This window comes from Peribacillus sp. NPDC096540, assembly GCF_050278525.1.
Taxonomy (GTDB): domain Bacteria; phylum Bacillota; class Bacilli; order Bacillales; family DSM-1321; genus Peribacillus.
Genome location: NZ_JBNNTG010000001.1, coordinates 180,210 through 199,390, shown reverse-complemented (window position 1 = coordinate 199,390; position 19,181 = coordinate 180,210). Strand labels below are relative to the sequence as shown.

The following is a 19,181-nucleotide window of genomic DNA, read 5'->3' as shown; positions in this document are numbered from 1 at the left end:
TTCTCCGCCCCCATGTATAGCAATCTTTTTTATAAGCAAATATTAACCTGGATCTAGTCGATAAGAAAGCAACTTAAATTCAGGTGTATAGGTAAACGTTCCGTAAATAATTCCACTTCCATGAACCATATAGTCTAGAATGTGAAAATCCCCTTCAGCCATTTTCAGCTTTTTAACACCTTCTATAGGGTGCCAGTAAAGCTCCCCTTCTTCACATACATCTACATTGACGCCATCAGAGTCTGTAGCAAAGAAAGTAAACATCATCCATTCTGACAACACCTTATCCCCATCCTTCATAATGAAGGTGAAAATGCCTTTGATGGTAGGGTTTTTTAAATAAACGCCTGTTTCTTCGCGATATTCTCTTATACAGGCATCACGTATGGATTCTCCGGGCTCCATCTTGCCACCAGGAGCGACCCACCATCCGCGTCTTGGTTTTTTTAATAATAGGATTTGATTATCTTTAATCAATACACAGTTTGTGACACGTTGCACGTTCTTCACCTCAAATTGGCCTCTGCTCGACTATAGAAACCTTCACTCTTGCATTCCAGAGATTCAGTTTATATCCTTAAACCGCCGCTAGACATCCATTTGGCGATTTACAAATGCTTATAGTTCAAACAAGCTGTATTTTAAATCTTACCCCTTATGTGATATATGTTTAGTATATCTTATCATTATACTATTTTTGAAATAAGCTAACAATAAAGTAACCTTCCTGCATTGGGGGAATATTCATCCTGTGGAATCACAGAGAAATTTTTTTCTCTAGCTTACCTCCTATTCTTCTCCACTTTCTCTCCCTGGATGCAGATGGATGTCTCACTTCTATTACAACATATTGACTGCCCCTAAAAAATGGTAGGAAAGGTATAGTCTTAAAGCAGGAAGCAGGAAACAAAAAAAAGGACACAGATTCTTAATCTGAGTCCTCAACGTTTTATAATAAAAGGGGGTCAACTTCTACTCTAACTATACCCAATCATTATTTCACTTGTGTTACAACATAATTAAAACAGAATTACGATGTGTTAATTTTTGTATATAAATAATAATACTTAAGCTTTTGGTTGCAACTTTTCTTGAAGTTCTTCCACAAAATGCTGAACAGATTGAGCAGCAATACTTCCATCACCTGTTGCTGTAACGATTTGGCGTAATGTTTTTTCACGAACATCTCCAGCAGCAAAAATACCTGGGACCCGTGTTTCCATCCGATCATTCGTTTCGATGTAGCCTGCAGCATTCAAGATGCCTAAGTTTTCAAATGGTTTAGTTAGTGGCAGCATTCCGATATATATGAATACACCGTCTGCGTCCAGTACTTTCTCTTCTCCATTTACTGTGGAAACAAGAGTGACACCACCAACTTTACCGCCTTCTTCATTAATTTGCTTCAAAGTATGATTCCAGATGAAGTTAATTTTTTCATTGGCAAACGCACGATCCTGAAGGATTTTCTGTGCACGAAGCTCTTCACGTCTGTGAACGATCGTTACTTTCGAAGCAAAACGAGTTAGGTACACACCCTCTTCAACTGCAGAGTCCCCTCCGCCGATAACGAACAGTTCTTTTTCTTTGAAGAATGCTCCATCACAAACAGCACAATACGATACACCACGTCCGCCTAATTCTTTTTCGCCAGGAACGCCGATTTTCTTGTATTCGGCACCTGAAGAAATAATGATCGAACGTGCTTTAAATTCTTTAGAACCGGCAACAATTGTTTTATACTCTTCCCCATCGATTATTTCCTTAACATCTCCATAGGCATATTCCGCACCAAATTTCTTGGCATGGTCAAACATTTTTGTTGAAAGTTCAGGTCCGAGGATTGTGTCGAATCCTGGATAGTTTTCAACTTCCTCTGTGTTGGCCATTTGGCCGCCTGGTACTCCGCGTTCTAACATCAATGTTGAAAGGTTCGCACGTGATGTATAGACTGCAGCCGTCATCCCAGCAGGACCAGCTCCGATAATAACAACGTCATAAATTTTTTCAGACATGTTCTCACTCCTCCATATTCCATAACAAATGGAACCTTCACTAAGGTTAGTGTTCCCTACCTATTATCCTATATAACAAATAATTTTTCGTCCAAATATCTGCTCACTCTAGGAGCGTTTGAACCAATTTTACATACTTCGATAAGGTCGACACCGATATGAAATGTTTGTCTGCTATTGCCTGCTTGCTCATCTTTTCATTTTTAAGCTGATTCCACACGTATTCGACTGCAGATGCCCAGCCTGCTGGATTATTAAGCTTTTGCTCTGATTTAACCGCTTCGATGAAGACAGAAAACCACATTAAATAAAGCCCAGCTTCATCTAATTGAATCGGTTGAAAATGCTGATATAATAATTCAGCCGTTCGATCGGCAAAATCAATGGGTGTCAGTTGACGATTTTTTGCAGGAGATTGCACAAGGTCTGCATAATCCCTTTCCAAGTCAGTAAAGTTCTGGTTTAGGTTGAGGACCTGGTTTTTCAATAGCTTTTGCTTATGAACCGAATGTTTCAAAAGGAAAATAGCAAATAATCTTTCTTCAATAAATTCGCTTTCAAGCCGTTTAATAATGGAAGGAAAATGATGTTCAAACCCATCAGAAGTTGCATTCATATCCCCCCAAGGCTCCATGCCTTCTTTTTCAGGATTCATTTCTACAACCTTTTTCCAAGCTTTTCTAGCTGCCTGTTCATGTCCTAAGTGGAAGGCCGATATGGTAAGCCAATAGTAGAAGGTTCCATCTCCTTCAAACCCTTGTTTCTGCAATATTTTTAGCCATTTATATGCGGATGCATAGTTCCCGATTAACGCGAAAGTTGCACCAAGCTTGAAGCGATGTTCAGATAACATCGGCCGAATTTTTTCGAGCATTTGTATGAGCTCTTCCACCTTATCCTCATCCTGTTGATAATGATGGAAAACCACCAGGTTACAAAGCGCATGCAAGTTTCCTGGACTTTTTTCAAGTACCTCATCCAACGTTTCAAAGGCTTCATCTACCTGGCCAAGGTAAAAATAAGCAAGTGCTAGATTATTATAAGCCGACCAATAATCCTGGTATTCGGCAATCGTTTCTTTTAGTACTTCAATTGCCTTAGGGAAATTCCCCGATTCCAAATACTCGCGAGCCTTTTCCTGCTTGGAAATAAGTCCATCATGCTTAAAGAGATTTTCTTCGGGTTCATCCGACTCGAAGGTGATTAGTTCCAGAAGATCCTCTGCATCATCACTGAACTCTCCGTCTTCTTCTTTATCCAGGTATGCACTCGCGTGACGGTAAGCCTCTTTGAACATGCCTAAATGAGCATAATTATTCGCCAGGAAGTAATGGCATTCCGACATATATGGATCCATAACATCCAAGATATTTTCCAAGAGGTTGTTTGAATAATTATATTCCCCGATCTCTGAGCAGGTGATTGCCAATTGACAGGCTATCATCGGTTCTGCAGGTTCAAGTTCCAGCGCACGTTCCAAGTATTTTTTTGATTTAGGTAGTTCTCGTCTATGATATGCTTTTAGACCCTTGGTGAAATAATACTCACCTGTCGGGTGAAAGGTTAGAATTTTTGCCTGTTGGCCAAATTTAGAGTCTTTACTCATGTAATCCTCCATCTACAAGTTGATTAACCATAGTATTATAACATATTGAAGAATATTTGCCGAACAATTCAAGAAAATGGAAAATGGATTTATGATTCTTTTATTTAGAAATTATCAGGCAAAATCAAACAGGTTTTTAATCATCATTTTCTCATAATTGTTTCCCTTCACAGGTGTAAAAAAGATTCAACCTGATCTTGGATTTTTTTATATTTAACGATTTAGAACGGATATTGGCAAGCTGTAGTTTATTTCGAAATTCATTTAGTAACGGTGAATTCTTCTACCACCCATGGATTACCGAAACGTCCCATTCCGCTCATTTTATTTCCTCCGAAAGCAACATTCGACCATTATTTACGGTTTGGTCATCGATATATGTCATCCCAGTCGTAAACACACAGAAAAATACCCTCCGTATTATGGAGGGCATCTGATTATTTATTCATTTTCTTTAGGTTCGTCTTTATCAGAATGTCTATCCTTCAATACATCAAGCACTGCTTGGAAAGGCAATTCTTGTTCTTGAAGAAGAACGAATAAGTGATAAAGAAGGTCTGCACTTTCCATAGAAAGTTCTTCAGCATCTCGGTTTTTAGCAGCAATGATCACTTCAGCAGCTTCTTCTCCGACTTTTTTCAAGATTTTATCAACACCCTTATCAAATAAGTAGGTTGTATAAGATCCTTCAGGCATTTCTGTTTTTCTTTTTTTAATCAATTTCTCTAATTCCGTCAAGAAAGTCACATTTGTCTGTACCGCTTTTAGCGCTTCTTTATTTTGATAAATCGTTTCGCTGAAACAGCTTGTTGCGCCTGTATGGCATGCCGGCCCTGCAGGAACAACACGAACGACTATAGCATCCTGATCGCAGTCATACTTCATTTCAGTGATTTTCTGTGTATTCCCGCTCGTTTCTCCTTTATGCCATAACTCTTTGCGTGAACGGCTGAAGAACACGGTTTCTCCTTTTTCTATGGATAATTGCAAGGATTCTTTATTCATATAAGCAAGTGTCAGCACTTCGCCAGTTCCTGCATCTTGGACAATCGCCGGAACCAGACCTTTTTCGTCATATTTAATAGTTTCGAGATTCATCGTACAACCACTCCTTGTTGTTTGAGAAACGTTTTGACTTCTTTGACAGAGGTTTCTTTATAATGAAAAATCGAAGCTGCTAACGCTGCGTCCGCTTTTCCTTCTTCAAATGCTTCCTGGAAATGTTCCGCATTGCCCGCACCGCCTGAGGCAATAACAGGAACCGAAACTGCTTCTGATACCGCTTTTGTTAATTCGATATTAAAGCCCTGTTTTTCTCCGTCACAATCCATGCTTGTCAATAAAATTTCACCAGCACCCCTTGTGACCGCTTCCTTCGCCCAATCAATAACTTCCCATTCAGTAGGTTTTCGACCGCCATGGGTATAAACACGCCATGAACCAAGCTCTTCATCATATCGCGCATCAATAGCAATTACGATGCATTGAGCACCAAAATAATCGGAACCTTCATTAATTAAGTCAGGACGTAAAACAGCTGCGGTATTTAAGGATACTTTGTCTGCACCAGCGCGTAAAATCTTCTTCATATCCGCTAGCGAATTAATACCGCCGCCAACTGTAAACGGAATTGCTAGACTGCCTGCTACCGCTTGAACAACGTCAATAATCGTTTCCCTACCTTCATGTGAAGCAGAAATATCAAGGAAGACAAGTTCGTCAGCACCTTCTTGGTCGTAAAAGGCAGCAAGCTCAACTGGATCCCCGGCATCCCTCAAGGAAACAAATTGTATCCCCTTAACTACACGTCCTTCTTTTACATCCAGACAAGGAATAATTCGTTTGGTCAGCATTTAACCACGCACCTTTTCTACCGCTTCTTTTACAGTAAAGCGATTAGTATACAGGGCCTTGCCAATAATCGCCCCTGAAACACCTTGAGCTTCATACTCTTTGAGAGTAACTAGATCTTCGAGTGAACTAATGCCGCCAGAAGCAATTACATTTTTCCCAGTTGCCTTCGCCATTGCTACAATCCCGTGTTTATTTGGTCCTGAAAGCATGCCGTCTGTCGCGATATCTGTTACGATAAATGTTTCTGCGCCAGCATCAGCTAGTAGTTTCCCAAGCTCTATGGCCAGCGTTTCTGACGTTTGAAGCCAGCCATGCGTGGCAACCTTACCATCCTTCGCATCAATGCCAATCGCGATATGGTTTCCATATTTTCTGATCATATCTTTAGTAAATTCCGGGTCTGAAACGGCGGAGCTGCCTAGAATTACACGCTCTACACCATTATCAAGATAATGAGCAATGTCCTGCTCCGTCCGAATGCCTCCACCAATTTGAACGCGGGCCCCTAACTCTTTAGCTGCTTTAATTACGTAGGAATCGTTGATACGAACGCCTTCTTTAGCTCCATCCAGATCGACCATATGTATCCAATCGGCTCCTTGGTCCGCAAAACTTTTAGCCATATCAAAGGGGGAATCGCCATAAACCGTTTCCTGATTGTAGTCTCCTTGGATTAAGCGAACGCATTTGCCTCCACGCATATCAATCGCTGGGTAAATCGTAAAGTTGCTCATGCTTTTTCCTCCCCTTCTACTAATGACAAATAATTTTTCAAGAGTGACATGCCCATCTGGCCGCTTTTTTCCGGATGAAACTGCATCCCAAATACATTTCCTTTGCCAACAATCGCCGGTACTTCCACATCATACGTTGCTGAAGCGGTAATATATGACTCATCAGTATCAGCATAATAAGAATGGACGAAATAAACGTGTTCCTCTTCAAGGCCTTCGATCACTGGCGATAAATGTTTAAATTCAAGACGATTCCAGCCCATGTGCGGCACCTTATAAGTCTGCTCATTGGCATCCACCCCCGTAAAACGAACGACTTTACCTGGGATGAGGGATAATCCTTTTGCCGGTCCATTTTCCTCGCTTTCATCAAAGAGAAGCTGCATACCCAAGCAGATGCCTAATAAATAACCTCCACCGGCTACATATTTTTTCAGGAATTCATCAAGCTTTTGTTTTTCCAAAAGACTCATAGCATCTCTGAAAGAACCGACACCGGGAAGAATAATTCCTGTCGCTTTAGAAAGTTCTTCTGGATTATCGGAAATGAATGAGTCAGCTCCAAGTCGTTCCAGCCCTTTACTGACAGAGAATAAATTCCCCATTCCGTAATCGACGATTCCTATCATTTACAACATTCCTTTCGTTGAAGGAATACCTTTAACCCGAGGATCAATGGTAGTAGCTTCGTCCAATGCACGCCCAAGCGCTTTAAATATCGCCTCAATCATATGATGCGTGTTGTGACCGTAATGAACGACAACATGGAGATTCATCCGGGCTTCAAGGGCAAACTTCCAAAGGAACTCGTGCACTAATTCAGTATCGAAGGTACCAACCTTTTGTGAAGGAAATTCAGCACGAAACTCAAGATGCGGACGATTACTTAAATCGATGACAACCTGCGCAAGTGCTTCATCCATAGGCACGAAAGCATTTCCGTAACGCTTTATACCTCGCTTGTCTCCAAGAGCTTCCAATAATGTTTGTCCTAAGCAAATACCAATATCTTCAGTTGTATGATGATCATCTACTTCTGTATCGCCCTCCGCATCAACGGTCAAATCAAACTTCCCGTGCTTCGTGAATAAATCAAGCATATGCGTCATAAACGGAACACCCGTTTTAATTGAGGAATTCCCTTCCCCATCCACACCAAACTTCAGGCTAATATCAGTCTCATTCGTCTTCCGCTCCACACTAGCAAAACGCTCCATTACAACTCCTCCTCATTGGGGTCAGACCCCATTTCCCATGATGCAAAATGCATTACAAATACTTTTATATCAATGTTTTCCACATTATTTTCAGGGGTCAGACCCTATTTCCCAAGTTTATTCCCACCGCGAGATTCGATGGCGCGGGCATGGGCTTCAAGGCCTTCCATGCGGGCAAAGGCAGCGATTTTCTCCGCATTTTGACGGAAGGCGGTTTCGCTGTACATGATGATGCTGGATTTCTTTTGGAAATCATCCACATTCAGCGGGCTGGAAAAGCGGGCTGTCCCATTAGTAGGCAACACATGGTTTGGGCCTGCAAAATAATCACCGACTGGCTCCGAACTAAAGCGACCAATAAAGATAGCCCCTGCATGGCGAATTTTAGCCATTACTTCGAGTGAATTATGGGTCACAATTTCTAAATGCTCAGGTGCCAGTTCATTGATGGCCCCAACAGCTTCCACCATATTCTCGCATACAACAATTCGTCCATAATCCTTAATGGATGCAGCTGCAATATCACGGCGTGGAAGTAACGCTACCTGCTTGTTCACTTCCGCTAATACTTCTTCAGCCAGCTCCATTGAAGTCGTCACCAGAACACTGCAAGCACGGGCATCATGCTCTGCCTGTGATAGCAAATCCGCTGCCACTTCAGAAGCAATTGCGGAATCGTCAGCTAACACAGCTATCTCACTAGGCCCGGCAATCATATCGATGGCAACGTCCCCGAATACTTCCCGTTTGGCTAACGCAACATAAATATTTCCTGGACCTACTATTTTATCAACTTTCACAATTGTTTCTGTTCCATAAGCAAGAGCCGCTATAGCCTGAGCGCCTCCAACCTTATAAATTTCTGTCACTCCTGCAATTTTCGCAGCCGCTAAAACCGCTGGCGTTAATTTGCCGTCTTTTCCTGGAGGAGATACCATAACAATTCGTTCCACTCCTGCAGCTTTAGCAGGCATTGTGTTCATCAGTACAGATGAAGGGTATGCAGCTGTGCCACCTGGAACATACACCCCAACCGCATCAAGAGGTGTTAATTTTTGTCCAAGCATTGTTCCTGTATCATCAGTGGTAATCCATGAATTCCTAATTTGTTTCTCGTGAAACAATCGAATATTATCTGCAGCTTCTTGGATTATTGCAAGCTGCTCTACTGTTAAGGCTGCTGTTGCTTCTTCAATTTCCTGTTCGGAAACGAGTAACTCCTCAAGACTTACACCATCAAAACGCTCAGTATAATTATGTAAAGCAACGTTTCCGCTTTTTCTTACATCATAAATAATATCCTGAACCGCTTTTCGTTGATCAGCCGTACCTGCATCAACCGAGCGCTTCAGTGAAATTCCTTCTGCTAACCGTTCAATTTTCATACGCTCACCTCATTAGCGATTCTTTTACTATTCTATAATTTCTGCTAAGCGATCTACTATTTCAGTAATCCGTGCTTCTTTTATACGGTAGCTGACAGGGTTTGCCACCAACCTTGAAGTCACATCGGCAATTTTGGCATATTCAACAAGACCGTTTTCCTTCAATGTCTGTCCCGTTGAAACGATATCCACAATTCGTTCAGCTAAGCCTATTAAAGGAGCTAACTCAATAGATCCGTTCAATTTAATAATTTCGACTTGCTCACCTTGTTCACGGAAATAACTAGAGGCCACATTTGGATATTTACTAGCTATTTTTGGCGCGATGTCGCTGATTTTCGTACCAGGTAGACCAGCAACAGCTAAGTAGCAGGCACTAATTTTCAAATCAAGTAACTCATATACATCTCGCTCTTCCTCTAACATAACATCTTTACCTGCAATTCCAATGTCCGCTACCCCGTGTTCCACATATGTCACAACATCCATCGGTTTAGCTAAAATGAAACGTAGATTCTCCTCTTCTACTTCAAGAATTAATTTCCGGGAATCATCAAACTCAGGAGGTAGACGAAAACCGGCCTTTCTTAATAGCTCTGCCGCTTCTTCAAAGATTCTCCCTTTAGGCATCGCAATTGTTAAAAAGCTATTATTCATCTTTTCCATTCCCTCCAATTCCCACAAATAAATGCACTTCCGAAAATGTTCTTGTAAACGCATCAACATTTTGAACGACCGTGATATCTTGAATCGTCATCCGTTTTCCTTCAGATCGTTTTGATTTTGCAAAATCCAGTGCTTCCATTCGGCGTTCGGGAGTGAATAAAATACATTCCGGCGCAACAGGCTGCATAGGTTCCCCAAGTGCTTCAGCAAGACGATCCACACGAATGGCAAAACCCGTAGCAGAAGCATTCCAGCCGAACTTTTCAAGTAGGTTATCGTAGCGGCCACCATTACCGATTGGTGAACCTACTTGATCTGCATACACTTCAAATAAAGTTCCGGTGTAGTAGCTCATATGGCTGACTAATGTTAAATCAAAGCTCACATATTGATCCACGCCAAATTCTTTCAACTGAGCAGATAACTCCTTCAGTTCACCTAGAGAATCTTGTCCCTTGTTGTTTTCAACCAAATCCAACGCTTTTTTCAGCGTGTCTTCACTACCTCTTAATGAAGTAAACTCGATGAGCCGTTGTTTATCGATAGATGAAAGCGGCAGTGATTTTACATGCTCCCGAAAACCTACATAATTCTTCTCATATAAAAACTTCCTTAATACAGAAGCTCTTTTTTCCGTACCTAGAATGCTCAAGAAAAATTCCTGTAAAAATCCAATATGACCAATGGAAATCTTAAATTCCTGAAGTCCGGCTGCCTTTAAAACATCGGCCAGTAACGCAATCATTTCAGCGTCGGCACTGATTGATTTATTCCCGATACATTCAATACCAATCTGTTCGAATTCTGCTGGCCGTCCGCCTTCACGCTGCTGAGCGCGATACACATTCGCTGTATAGGCAAGACGAAGCGGTATTTGCTGTTTTAACAGTTTGGATGCTGCAACTCGTGCAATAGGGGCTGTCATATCCGGTCGAAGTACAAGCGTATGGCCCTGGGAATCAAGCAGTTTAAACAACTGCTGATCCAAAATAGCTGAAGCTTCACCAATTGTTTCATAATATTCCAAAGTAGGCGTTTCAATAAATTGATAACCCCACTTCTTGATTTCATCACTCATTTTATTTCGGACCGAGGCTTTCGTTTCATACAGCACCGGCAGTGTATCTCTCATGCCTAACGGTTTCTCAAACATAAATGGCTTAGTCACGACTGCACATCCTTTTGAATAATGGTTACTTTATATATATTTCCAATTGGTCCGCCTTTAAGCAAAAACCAATGTCGTTACAAGTATTCTTTTTTTGTATATACAATTATCTTTCCATATTAAACTCTTAAAACCACCTGGGCTAACATATAAAATAGTATCAAAAAAAATAACATAATCATATAAATACTCGCAATTATCTATTAAATTACTTTAGTTCGCTAATATGGTAACAAGATGAAGTTGTTAATAGTTTACCCCTGCCCCCATCTCCCGTCAAGAAAAAGGTGCATGACCCTATTTCCATAAACAAATAACGGTTACTGATACTTACAGCAGCAAGGTTTTGGAATAAAAAGTAAAGGGCCAGAACCTATTTCCCAGATCCATATACCTATCTTTAGCCAATCTTTGTTATTGATGTATACCTTTTGTTTAGGCTGTCTTATACTTTTTAGGAGATTGGTATTATTTTATTTTAGGGGGAAATGAGATTGAAGAGAATTTTTTCGTTTTTTGTTGCATGTGTCGTTCTTTTTTCGCTTGGTTTTAGCGGAACAAAGAGCTTTGCCGCAACTATGATTAACCAGGATGAGCTGAATGCATATCTGACTGAAATAAGAATGACACAAGTTGAACTGGAAGATTATTTAGCTTACTACGATTTGACATTAGATGAGTTCGAATCGGTAGCAGAGCTACGTGATACATTGGGACCGACTGTCACTCCTAAGACTTTACAGAATCTTCTTAATGAATATGAAATGACCGAAGAAGAACTTACAGACTTATTAATTGATTACGGCGAACTTGAAGAGGGAGAGTCCATTATTGATACCTTCCACTTCATTTATGACATTGAAGATCTTATTATTTTAGAAATGGATTATGATGAGGAAGACATGGAGTATGATGATGAAGAGATGCTCGATTTAATGGATGGACTCTTTACTGAGATCGGTCTTACAGACGAAGAGCTCGACAGATTCATGAATCACCTTTTACCCATCGTCGAGGATCCAGCTTTTGAAGATCGTCTAATGGCGATTTCCGATAGGATGAACCAATTCGAATATTTTGAAACAATTGATGAATTGTCTGCGAAACAAGTAGCGGAATTGCTTTCGATTTATGATGATTTGCAAAACTTGCTACAAATTCAATTCAAATTTGCTTTAATTCAGGACGGTGTCACCACAAACCTATCCCTTGAAGCATTATTCAAGCTTAAGGAATTAACGAATGCTAGTTTACTAGTTTCAATCTATGATTTAAGCGGCAACTTTTTACTAGATTTTAAATTGACAGGTGAAATGATTGGTTCCAATTTAGTGAAAGAAACTGGTAATGACCTTAAACAGTCTACAGAGGTCATATCTAAAGTGGTTGATGTAAAAAAAACAAAGAAGAAACCCGCACATAAAACAATAAAAGGCGGAGAGAAGAAACCCACACATAAAACTATAAAAGGCGGAGTGTTGCCTAACACAGCAGGTAATTACCTATTCGGTTCATTAATCGGTTTAGTCATGATAGCCTTTGGATTTGGATTATTTAGAAAAGCGAGACTCGTTAAGTAAAATGAGCGACAATAGGCATTCCAAGAAAAAGAAATGGTTACTTGTCACTGCGACTTGCTTTTTAATCATGGGTTTTTATTTTACAACGACGAACGCTTATACACTGTTAAAAGGATATGCCATATATAAATGGAATAAGTTTGAAACAACTGAGGCAACAACCAAACACCCAGAAACAAAAGCGGATAATACTCCGGACGAAGATGAACTATATGATACACGACCGGAAACAGGTGATTTAATGGGTGAGCTTTATATTCCAAAGCTTGAGGCAACACTTCCGATCTACCATGGAACGAACGAGGATGAACTTGAAAAGGGTGTCGGTCATTACGCTGAGTCGGTTCTACCGGGTGAAAAGGATAATTCCGTTTTATCCGGACATCGGGATACCATCTTCAGGAAGCTTGGTGAGGTTGGAAAGGGCGACCTGCTAATCACCAAAACAGAAGCTGGTACGTTTACCTATAAAGTGAGGAAAGTCCGTATCGTCGATGCTGATGACCGCACCGTGATCGTTCCCAAGCCTAAAGCTACGCTTACTGTAACAACCTGCTATCCATTTTCATATATTGGTAGTGCACCCGAAAGGTATGTTTTGGTGGCCGATTTACTGAAATCTGAACTAGACAATTAAAAATGAGGGCTGCATCCTTTTGCAGCCCTCTCTCCATATAAAGAGACTAGGAGGACAAGCACAAAATGGATAAAGAAACTCAGGAAAAGTTTTTTCAAGTATTAAAAAATACGTATGAAGTAGCGACAAACGAAGAGATGGTATCGATTGACCAAGTTATCCATCAGATAAAGAGTGAATTGGCTCCGCTATACCCCAAATTACAGTAAAAAGGACTTGACACATTAAATGAGCAAGTCCTTCTTTTTTATAAGGAAGTTTGCTGTTCCCGCTTCAGCATTTCCTCTTTCGTATAAATAATTTTCATTGGATTTCCTCCCACAAAAGCTCCTTCAGGAACATCTTTATGGACAAGAGTCCCGGCAGAAACGATTGATCCATTCCCAATTGTAAGTCCTGGGAGGATAGTCGAATTGGCTCCTATCAGCACTTCGTCTCCAATCACGACTTCTCCTAACCGATATTCATTAATTAAATATTCATGAGCAAGAATCGTTGTATTGTAGCCGATGACTGTATTTATCCCAACTGATATTTTTTCCGGAAACATCACATCCGGCATGACCATCAAGGCGAACGAAGTATGCTTTCCAACTTTCATATGTAAAAAAGTCCTGTAAAGCCAATTCTTCATGCCTAAAAACGGTGTATAACGCGCTAACTGAATCACCACAAAGTTCTTCACGACTTTCCAAAATGGTACGGTCTTATACACATGCCAAAGTGAATTAGCCCCTTCTACCGGATAGCGGGTCGTGCGTCTCATTTTCTAACCTCTGTAAGCTTTTCGATCTCTATGATATTCAGTAAGTCAGCCATTTGCTCAAGCATATAGTCAGGATGATAGCTTTCTAAAAATTCACGGCCTCTAATCGACCACGCGACACCCGCTGTTTTTGTACCCGTATTTTTCCCGCCAAGAATATCATGATAACTGTCTCCAACCATGATCGCCTCATCAGGAACCGAACCAAGTTGGTTTAACGCTTTTACCAGCGGCTCTGGATCCGGCTTGGCTTTTTCCACATCATCCAAAGTGACCACGACTTCAAAGAATTGATCAAGTTTGCTTAAACGCAGACCTTTTTCGACGACATCACGTTTCTTCGTCGTAACGACTGCCAATTTATAGCCACTCTGCTTCAAAGTTTGAATTGTTTCAAACACACCGTCATACTGTGTCACAAGTAAATCATGATTCTTCCAATTATGCTCCCGATAGAAAGCGATCATTTCATCTACACGTTCCGGATCGATAGACGAAAACGTATCAACCAATGTCGGGCCGATAAATGGAATAATATCCTCTCGCTTGAACTGTCCCGGACAATAATGCTCTAAAGTTTCTGTAAAAGAGTTGATAATCAATTCGTTAGTATTGATTAACGTTCCATCAAGGTCAAATAATAATGTATTTATGTTACTGTTCATATACGGCTTCCTTCCTCTGCACACTGTCAGTCCGATTCCAAATATAAGCGACCACCATCGTAAGTACAATAGCGGTGATTAATCTGATAAGTAATAACGGCAAAACCGGAATCCCCAGTGGAATAAAAATAAGTGTATCCTCAATAACAGCATGACAAGCAACTAAAAAGATAAATGCAATCGTCATATCCTTCTTCGAGACATTATCCTCTTTCGCTGCTTGAATCATTACACCTGCCCCATATGCAAGACCCAGTGTCAACCCTGTTACAAATGGCATAGAGGCATTTGGCTTCATCCCTAAAACTTTCATAAAAGGAGCAAGAGCTTTTGAGAAGACTTCCAGCCATTTTAAATCTTTCATGATTTGAACGGCGACCATAAGCGGGATTACGATAACTGCCAGCTGGGCAATTCCTGAAAGAGCTTGCATAACCCCATGTAAAAGGATGGCACTAGCTCCTGTAATCTCGGGTGTCTCCCGAATAGCAATTCCTTGTGCCATTTCCGATCCGCCCTGCCAAACAAGATTGATGACAACAGCAGACAAAAGCGCCAGTCCAATCCGCACAGTTAAAATGATCCACAGCTTGACACCGGTTTTCATCGCCACACCTGATTCAATTAATAAATTGTGTGAAAAAGAGAGCATCATTGCGATAATAAATACTTCTTTTACAGTCAGGTCTAGCGTTAATATACCTGCAATCGCTGCATATAAGTTCAAGAAATTCCCTAGTACGAGAGGGATTGCCGCGTCACCCGGAAGGCCGATGAGATTCATCAATGGTGCTATCAAGTTTATGATCCATGGCAATACAGGTGTATATTGAAGCACGGTAACAATCAAAGTAACTGGAAAAATCACTTTTCCCAATGACCAAGTTGTATTCAAGCCAGAAAGGAACCCCTTTTTAACCGAATCTACTATCACTATGCCCTCTCCCTTTACACATATTCTCTATGCATCTAAATATCTTTTCTCGGCATATCCACGGACCCTTCTAAAGATCATTAATGCAATAGCAACGACGACCAACACAATGGAAATCACTTGTGCGATACGAAGTGACTCCGTTAACATCAAGCTATCTGTCCTTAGCCCTTCAATGTAATAACGACCAATGGAATACCATAATACATATGTTAAAAATAGCTCGCCCCTACGCAGGTTCACTTTGCGTAAACTTAGAAGAATAATTACACCGATAATATTCCAAACCGATTCGTACAAAAAAGTTGGATGATAGTAAGTTCCATTTATGTACATTTGGTTAATAATGAATTCAGGCAGATGCATATTTTCCAAGAACGATCTTGTTACTTCTCCTCCATGCGCTTCCTGATTCATAAAATTACCCCAACGGCCAATTGCCTGTCCCAACAATAAGCTTGGTGCAGCAATATCCGCCAGCTTCCAAAATGAGATTTTCTTGACCTTGGCAAAAATTATGGCAGTCAACACTGATCCAATCAATGCACCGTGTATGGCTATGCCGCCATGCCATGTTTTGATGATTTCCCCCGGGTTTTGTGAATAGTACTCCCACTGGAAGATGACAAAATAAATACGTGCACAAATAATCGCAATTGGAACAGCAAACAATATCAAATCTGTAAATATTTCTTTATCAAGACCTCTGCGCTCACATTCCCTTAAAGCAATAATTAGACCTAGTAATACGCCGAAACCGATAATTAGACCATACCAATGTATCTGAATTGGCCCGAGATCAATTGCAATCGGATTCAGCGGCTGTATAGCTTGTTCCATTTCGTCCCCTCTTTTCTATATTCCTATTCATTAAAATTCATCATGATCCGGTTCTGCAATCGCATGATTCAAACGATCTGAAAATTGTTCTGCAGCATTTACTCCCATCCGTTTTAGACGATAGTTCATGGCTGCCACTTCAATAATTACAGCTAAATTTCGTCCAGGGCGGACAGGTACGGTTATTTTCGTAACTTCCGTATCAATAATTTTCATTTTTTCTTCATCAAGTCCAACCCGGTCATATTGCTTATTTTTTTCCCATAGTTCAAGACTAATGACTATCGAGATTTTTTTATTGCTCCGGACAGCACCGGCCCCAAATAGCGTCATTACATTAATGATTCCTAGCCCTCGTATTTCAAGAAGATGTTCAATCAAATCAGGAGCATTCCCGACTAACGTATCCTGATCTTCCTGACGGATTTCTACGCAGTCATCTGCAACAAGGCGATGGCCCCGTTTCACTAATTCAAGCGCTGTCTCACTTTTACCGACTCCGCTTTTTCCAGTAATCAATACACCTAAGCCATAGATATCTACTAATACACCATGAACAGCTGTAGTCGGTGCTAGTCTGCTTTCAAGGAAGTTGGTCAGACGGCTGTATAACCTTGTAGTCTTCATATTAGATCTCATCACAGGAACGGACTCCCGCTCTGATGCTTCAATCAACTCTATTGGCACTTCCTGACCACGCGTAATGATAATGCCTGGTGTATAGTCCCTACATAGTTCTTCCATCCTCTGTATTCGATCCGGCTCATTCAGTCGATTAAAAAATGACATCTCCGTCATACCTAAGAGCTGTACTCGATCCGCTGGATAATAATCAAAAAAACCAGCTATTTCGAGACCTGGACGAGATAAATCACTAGTCACAATTGGGCGATTAATTCCTTCTTCTCCGCTGATAAGTTCTAGACCGAATGCTTCAACTATATCCTTTGTACGGACTTTTGCCATATATCTTTCCTCCTTTTGGAGCAATACTATTTTTAGAGATACTTTGTCTATTTTAGCATTTTTCTGTTAATAACCAAACAAAGCATTATCGATTTATTCTTTTTTTCTGATGAACATGCTACTTTTTATTCCACTCGATTGATTATAATAATGGATAAAGTATTTTTGGAAAGGAAAGAATTCCATGAAAATCATTATTGATGCAGGGCATGGCTATAATACCCCCGGTAAACAATCTCCTGAGGGTATGAAGGAATACGAATTCAATCGGGAAACGGCTGAATTTACGAAGTTTTATTTAGAAAAATCAAAAGCAGTCACCGTTCATTTTGTTCATGAAGACGGTCGAGATGTTCCACTTAAGGAACGTATAAACAGAGCCATTTCGCTCGGAGCTGACTTATATATCTCCATTCATGCAAATGCCTTTGGTTCTGGAAGTTGGCATGAGGCAAATGGAATTGAAACGTTCATTTATGTCTCGAGACCGAAAGAGTCACTTTCCCTAGCTGAAAAGACCCAAAGCGAACTTGTTAAAGCCACTCAGTTAAAAAATAGAGGGGTAAAAACATCCAATTTCCAAGTTTTACGCGAAACAAAATGTCCGGCCATTTTAGTCGAATGCGGGTTTATGACCAATCAAAAAGAAGCATCTCTTTTAAAAACTACAGCGTATCGGCAAAAATGCGGAGAATCTATTGCTAAAAGCATCTTCGCCTACTATAACCTCCAAGCTGATGTAAACCCCATTTTGTATAAAGTTCAAATAGGTGCCTTTACAGAAAAGAAAAATGCAGAGGCTCTTATCAAAAGGTTAGCCAAAGACGGATACAAAGCAATCATTACCGTACAAAAATAAATGAAAGCCCGCCATTTGACTGGTGGGCTTTCATTTTCTAGGAAACTGTTATCGCTGCAGTCTTGGTTTCTGCAAATACATGAAGCACAGGAACTTCCTCTTTAGCAGTCTTAAACTTAAGTACCTTTTGAACCACATCACTCTTTTCCTCGATGATGGTCATACCTTCCAAGCTTACGTTAAAACTTCCTAAATTAGATTTCAATTCTCCCTCGATTGCCTTTCCAGGCGGCAGGACCATCTGGACTTTTCCGGTAATCGATTTAGCATGTATAGAGTCGCAATCTAGCTCGGAGTTTTTGCAGACGATTTCACCATTAAAAGTTTGCACATCTATTTTTTTGAAATAACCATCCGCATTAATAGCACCGTTTAAGGTTTCAGCTTCCAAGTCATTATAATTTGTATCTGAAATGGTGATCGTTCCATTACCTGTTTCGAGCTCGCACGACTCACCATTACCCTTTAAAATATGAATCGCACCATTAGCTGTTTTTGCTTTGAGTATATTGGATTGCAATGATTCGGCGGTTATAGCACCGTTAAACAACCTTACCTGAATGTCCTCATATTCCTTCCGTGGAATGTACAAAACTGCATCGACTTTAATGGATTTTTCGCGAACCTTAAACATCATTTTCCCTTCTTCAATCGAGAAGTGAACATCCTCTAAAAAGTTTTTTCTCGCTTCTTCGATATCCTCTACCCTGTAAACCTTTGCCTGACATTCAACCCGTACATCCTTATGATCCCAAGTAGCAATTTTTATTTTCCCATTCGCTATATCTATATCAACTCCATTCAGAACCTCATAATCATGCTGGAAAATATGACTGACATCAACTGATTTTCCAAAATTGAAATCAAGATCGGTTTCTTTAATCTTCTTAAAAGCACTTTCAACAAAATCAATAATCTTTTCCTTTGATGACTGAATATTTTTCTTAAACGTGTCTTGAGGATTATCCTCGCTTTTCTTTTCCACGACTACGGTTGATAATTCATTTTGTAGTTTCTGCTCTTTCGCTTCACTTTCCTGACTAGCTTTTTCTAAGTCTTCCAAAAGGCTCATTGCTTCTACCGCTGTCAACTTTCCATCTTGAATCATCTCTAAAATTTTCTTTCTTTCTTCCTGCATGAACATTCCTCGCCTTCTTATATCACTTTATTCATACATACGCCTAGAAATCTAAAAAGTTTCATAAATACACTAATTCCCATTTCTCGACAAGGTGCTGCGACAATTTCCGAAAAGAGCAAAGCGGAATTTCCCCGGAAATATCTAGCAT

The 19,181-nt window shown here is 40.4% G+C and carries 21 protein-coding genes and 1 pseudogene; 4 read left to right on the top strand and 18 right to left on the bottom strand.

The window, feature by feature from the left end:
* Nucleotides 1–42: 42 nt before the first annotated feature.
* The 12 genes and pseudogenes from ACQKMR_RS00870 to ACQKMR_RS00815 all read right to left on the bottom strand — a co-directional run bounded on the left by ACQKMR_RS00870 (nt 43) and on the right by ACQKMR_RS00815 (nt 10,645).
* Nucleotides 43–501, bottom strand: a complete 459-nt coding sequence (locus ACQKMR_RS00870; RefSeq protein WP_427695778.1) for an 8-oxo-dGTP diphosphatase — start codon at nt 499–501, stop codon at nt 43–45.
* A gap of 566 nt (nt 502–1,067) precedes the next feature.
* Nucleotides 1,068–2,015, bottom strand: a complete 948-nt coding sequence (gene trxB, locus ACQKMR_RS00865; protein ID WP_427695575.1) for a thioredoxin-disulfide reductase — start codon at nt 2,013–2,015, stop codon at nt 1,068–1,070.
* Between the two features lie 103 nt (nt 2,016–2,118).
* The gene (locus tag ACQKMR_RS00860; protein ID WP_427695574.1) at nt 2,119–3,621 is read right to left on the bottom strand and encodes a tetratricopeptide repeat protein; all 1,503 of its coding nucleotides are present in this window, start codon (nt 3,619–3,621) and stop codon (nt 2,119–2,121) included.
* Between the two features lie 260 nt (nt 3,622–3,881).
* Nucleotides 3,882–4,012 (bottom strand): annotated as a pseudogene (locus tag ACQKMR_RS00855) (aldehyde dehydrogenase family protein); the annotation flags it as partial.
* Between the two features lie 50 nt (nt 4,013–4,062).
* Nucleotides 4,063–4,719 (bottom strand): bifunctional phosphoribosyl-AMP cyclohydrolase/phosphoribosyl-ATP diphosphatase HisIE, encoded by a 657-nt coding sequence (gene hisIE, locus ACQKMR_RS00850; protein ID WP_427695573.1) that lies wholly within the window; start codon nt 4,717–4,719, stop codon nt 4,063–4,065.
* Entirely contained in the window at nt 4,716–5,474 is a 759-nt protein-coding gene (hisF, locus tag ACQKMR_RS00845) for an imidazole glycerol phosphate synthase subunit HisF (protein ID WP_427695572.1), read from the bottom strand. Before hisF ends, hisIE begins: the two co-directional genes overlap by 4 nt.
* On the bottom strand, nt 5,475–6,209 hold the full coding sequence (hisA, locus tag ACQKMR_RS00840) for a 1-(5-phosphoribosyl)-5-[(5-phosphoribosylamino)methylideneamino]imidazole-4-carboxamide isomerase (RefSeq protein WP_427695571.1): 735 nt from the start codon (nt 6,207–6,209) through the stop codon (nt 5,475–5,477).
* Nucleotides 6,206–6,838 (bottom strand): imidazole glycerol phosphate synthase subunit HisH, encoded by a 633-nt coding sequence (gene hisH / locus ACQKMR_RS00835; RefSeq protein WP_427695570.1) that lies wholly within the window; start codon nt 6,836–6,838, stop codon nt 6,206–6,208. Before hisH ends, hisA begins: the two co-directional genes overlap by 4 nt.
* Complete coding sequence (gene hisB / locus ACQKMR_RS00830) at nt 6,839–7,426, bottom strand: imidazoleglycerol-phosphate dehydratase HisB (protein ID WP_427695569.1); 588 nt, start codon at nt 7,424–7,426, stop codon at nt 6,839–6,841.
* Nucleotides 7,427–7,530: 104 nt separating this feature from the next.
* On the bottom strand, nt 7,531–8,811 hold the full coding sequence (gene hisD / locus ACQKMR_RS00825) for a histidinol dehydrogenase (RefSeq protein WP_427695568.1): 1,281 nt from the start codon (nt 8,809–8,811) through the stop codon (nt 7,531–7,533).
* Nucleotides 8,812–8,838: 27 nt separating this feature from the next.
* On the bottom strand, nt 8,839–9,468 hold the full coding sequence (gene hisG / locus ACQKMR_RS00820; protein WP_053348866.1) for an ATP phosphoribosyltransferase: 630 nt from the start codon (nt 9,466–9,468) through the stop codon (nt 8,839–8,841).
* Nucleotides 9,461–10,645 carry an ATP phosphoribosyltransferase regulatory subunit gene (locus tag ACQKMR_RS00815; protein ID WP_427695567.1) on the bottom strand — a complete coding sequence of 395 codons (1,185 nt, stop codon included), beginning with the start codon at nt 10,643–10,645 and terminating at the stop codon, nt 9,461–9,463. The genes hisG and ACQKMR_RS00815 overlap by 8 nt, the downstream gene beginning before the upstream one ends.
* Nucleotides 10,646–11,139: 494 nt before the next feature.
* Between ACQKMR_RS00815 and ACQKMR_RS00810 the strand changes: the two genes are divergently transcribed.
* The 3 genes from ACQKMR_RS00810 to ACQKMR_RS00800 all read left to right on the top strand — a co-directional run bounded on the left by ACQKMR_RS00810 (nt 11,140) and on the right by ACQKMR_RS00800 (nt 13,071).
* The gene (locus tag ACQKMR_RS00810) at nt 11,140–12,225 is read left to right on the top strand and encodes a processed acidic surface protein (protein ID WP_427695566.1); all 1,086 of its coding nucleotides are present in this window, start codon (nt 11,140–11,142) and stop codon (nt 12,223–12,225) included.
* A gap of 1 nt (nt 12,226) precedes the next feature.
* The gene (locus ACQKMR_RS00805) at nt 12,227–12,862 is read left to right on the top strand and encodes a class D sortase (protein ID WP_427695565.1); all 636 of its coding nucleotides are present in this window, start codon (nt 12,227–12,229) and stop codon (nt 12,860–12,862) included.
* 65 nt (nt 12,863–12,927) lie between these two features.
* A complete protein-coding gene (locus tag ACQKMR_RS00800) occupies nt 12,928–13,071 on the top strand; it encodes a hypothetical protein (RefSeq protein ID WP_427695564.1) in 144 nt (47 codons plus the stop codon).
* 38 nt (nt 13,072–13,109) lie between these two features.
* Here ACQKMR_RS00800 and ACQKMR_RS00795 read toward each other — a convergent pair whose 3' ends face one another.
* From ACQKMR_RS00795 to hprK, 5 genes are read right to left on the bottom strand one after another with little or no spacing between them, the layout of a single operon-like run.
* On the bottom strand, nt 13,110–13,628 hold the full coding sequence (locus tag ACQKMR_RS00795) for an acyltransferase (protein ID WP_427695563.1): 519 nt from the start codon (nt 13,626–13,628) through the stop codon (nt 13,110–13,112).
* The gene (ppaX, locus tag ACQKMR_RS00790) at nt 13,625–14,293 is read right to left on the bottom strand and encodes a pyrophosphatase PpaX (RefSeq protein ID WP_427695562.1); all 669 of its coding nucleotides are present in this window, start codon (nt 14,291–14,293) and stop codon (nt 13,625–13,627) included. The genes ACQKMR_RS00795 and ppaX overlap by 4 nt, the downstream gene beginning before the upstream one ends.
* Nucleotides 14,283–15,227 carry a nucleoside recognition domain-containing protein gene (locus ACQKMR_RS00785; protein WP_427695561.1) on the bottom strand — a complete coding sequence of 315 codons (945 nt, stop codon included), beginning with the start codon at nt 15,225–15,227 and terminating at the stop codon, nt 14,283–14,285. Before ACQKMR_RS00785 ends, ppaX begins: the two co-directional genes overlap by 11 nt.
* A 27-nt stretch (nt 15,228–15,254) precedes the next feature.
* Nucleotides 15,255–16,067: a prolipoprotein diacylglyceryl transferase gene (gene lgt / locus ACQKMR_RS00780; RefSeq protein ID WP_427695560.1), complete on the bottom strand. Its 813-nt coding sequence runs from the start codon at nt 16,065–16,067 to the stop codon at nt 15,255–15,257.
* 30 nt (nt 16,068–16,097) lie between these two features.
* Nucleotides 16,098–17,033, bottom strand: a complete 936-nt coding sequence (hprK, locus tag ACQKMR_RS00775; RefSeq protein ID WP_427695559.1) for an HPr(Ser) kinase/phosphatase — start codon at nt 17,031–17,033, stop codon at nt 16,098–16,100.
* 184 nt (nt 17,034–17,217) lie between these two features.
* Between hprK and ACQKMR_RS00770 the strand changes: the two genes are divergently transcribed.
* On the top strand, nt 17,218–17,892 hold the full coding sequence (locus ACQKMR_RS00770; RefSeq protein ID WP_427695558.1) for an N-acetylmuramoyl-L-alanine amidase: 675 nt from the start codon (nt 17,218–17,220) through the stop codon (nt 17,890–17,892).
* Between the two features lie 37 nt (nt 17,893–17,929).
* Here ACQKMR_RS00770 and ACQKMR_RS00765 read toward each other — a convergent pair whose 3' ends face one another.
* The gene (locus ACQKMR_RS00765; RefSeq protein ID WP_427695557.1) at nt 17,930–19,036 is read right to left on the bottom strand and encodes a DUF4097 family beta strand repeat-containing protein; all 1,107 of its coding nucleotides are present in this window, start codon (nt 19,034–19,036) and stop codon (nt 17,930–17,932) included.
* Nucleotides 19,037–19,181: the final 145 nt, after the last annotated feature.

Excerpts from the sequence above, each read along its gene's own strand:
- trxB (WP_427695575.1), bottom strand. The coding sequence starts at position 2,015 with ATGTCTGAAAAAATTTATGACGTTGTTATTATCGGAGCTGGTCCTGCT.
- ACQKMR_RS00860 (WP_427695574.1), bottom strand. The coding sequence starts at position 3,621 with ATGAGTAAAGACTCTAAATTTGGCCAACAGGCAAAAATTCTAACCTTT.
- hisIE (WP_427695573.1), bottom strand. The coding sequence starts at position 4,719 with ATGAATCTCGAAACTATTAAATATGACGAAAAAGGTCTGGTTCCGGCG.
- hisF (WP_427695572.1), bottom strand. The coding sequence starts at position 5,474 with ATGCTGACCAAACGAATTATTCCTTGTCTGGATGTAAAAGAAGGACGT.
- hisA (WP_427695571.1), bottom strand. The coding sequence starts at position 6,209 with ATGAGCAACTTTACGATTTACCCAGCGATTGATATGCGTGGAGGCAAA.
- hisH (WP_427695570.1), bottom strand. The coding sequence starts at position 6,838 with ATGATAGGAATCGTCGATTACGGAATGGGGAATTTATTCTCTGTCAGT.
- hisB (WP_427695569.1), bottom strand. The coding sequence starts at position 7,426 with ATGGAGCGTTTTGCTAGTGTGGAGCGGAAGACGAATGAGACTGATATT.
- hisD (WP_427695568.1), bottom strand. The coding sequence starts at position 8,811 with ATGAAAATTGAACGGTTAGCAGAAGGAATTTCACTGAAGCGCTCGGTT.
- hisG (WP_053348866.1), bottom strand. The coding sequence starts at position 9,468 with ATGAATAATAGCTTTTTAACAATTGCGATGCCTAAAGGGAGAATCTTT.
- ACQKMR_RS00805 (WP_427695565.1), top strand. The coding sequence starts at position 12,227 with ATGAGCGACAATAGGCATTCCAAGAAAAAGAAATGGTTACTTGTCACT.
- ACQKMR_RS00800 (WP_427695564.1), top strand. The coding sequence starts at position 12,928 with ATGGATAAAGAAACTCAGGAAAAGTTTTTTCAAGTATTAAAAAATACG.
- ACQKMR_RS00795 (WP_427695563.1), bottom strand. The coding sequence starts at position 13,628 with ATGAGACGCACGACCCGCTATCCGGTAGAAGGGGCTAATTCACTTTGG.
- ppaX (WP_427695562.1), bottom strand. The coding sequence starts at position 14,293 with ATGAACAGTAACATAAATACATTATTATTTGACCTTGATGGAACGTTA.
- lgt (WP_427695560.1), bottom strand. The coding sequence starts at position 16,067 with ATGGAACAAGCTATACAGCCGCTGAATCCGATTGCAATTGATCTCGGG.
- hprK (WP_427695559.1), bottom strand. The coding sequence starts at position 17,033 with ATGGCAAAAGTCCGTACAAAGGATATAGTTGAAGCATTCGGTCTAGAA.
- ACQKMR_RS00770 (WP_427695558.1), top strand. The coding sequence starts at position 17,218 with ATGAAAATCATTATTGATGCAGGGCATGGCTATAATACCCCCGGTAAA.
- ACQKMR_RS00765 (WP_427695557.1), bottom strand. The coding sequence starts at position 19,036 with ATGTTCATGCAGGAAGAAAGAAAGAAAATTTTAGAGATGATTCAAGAT.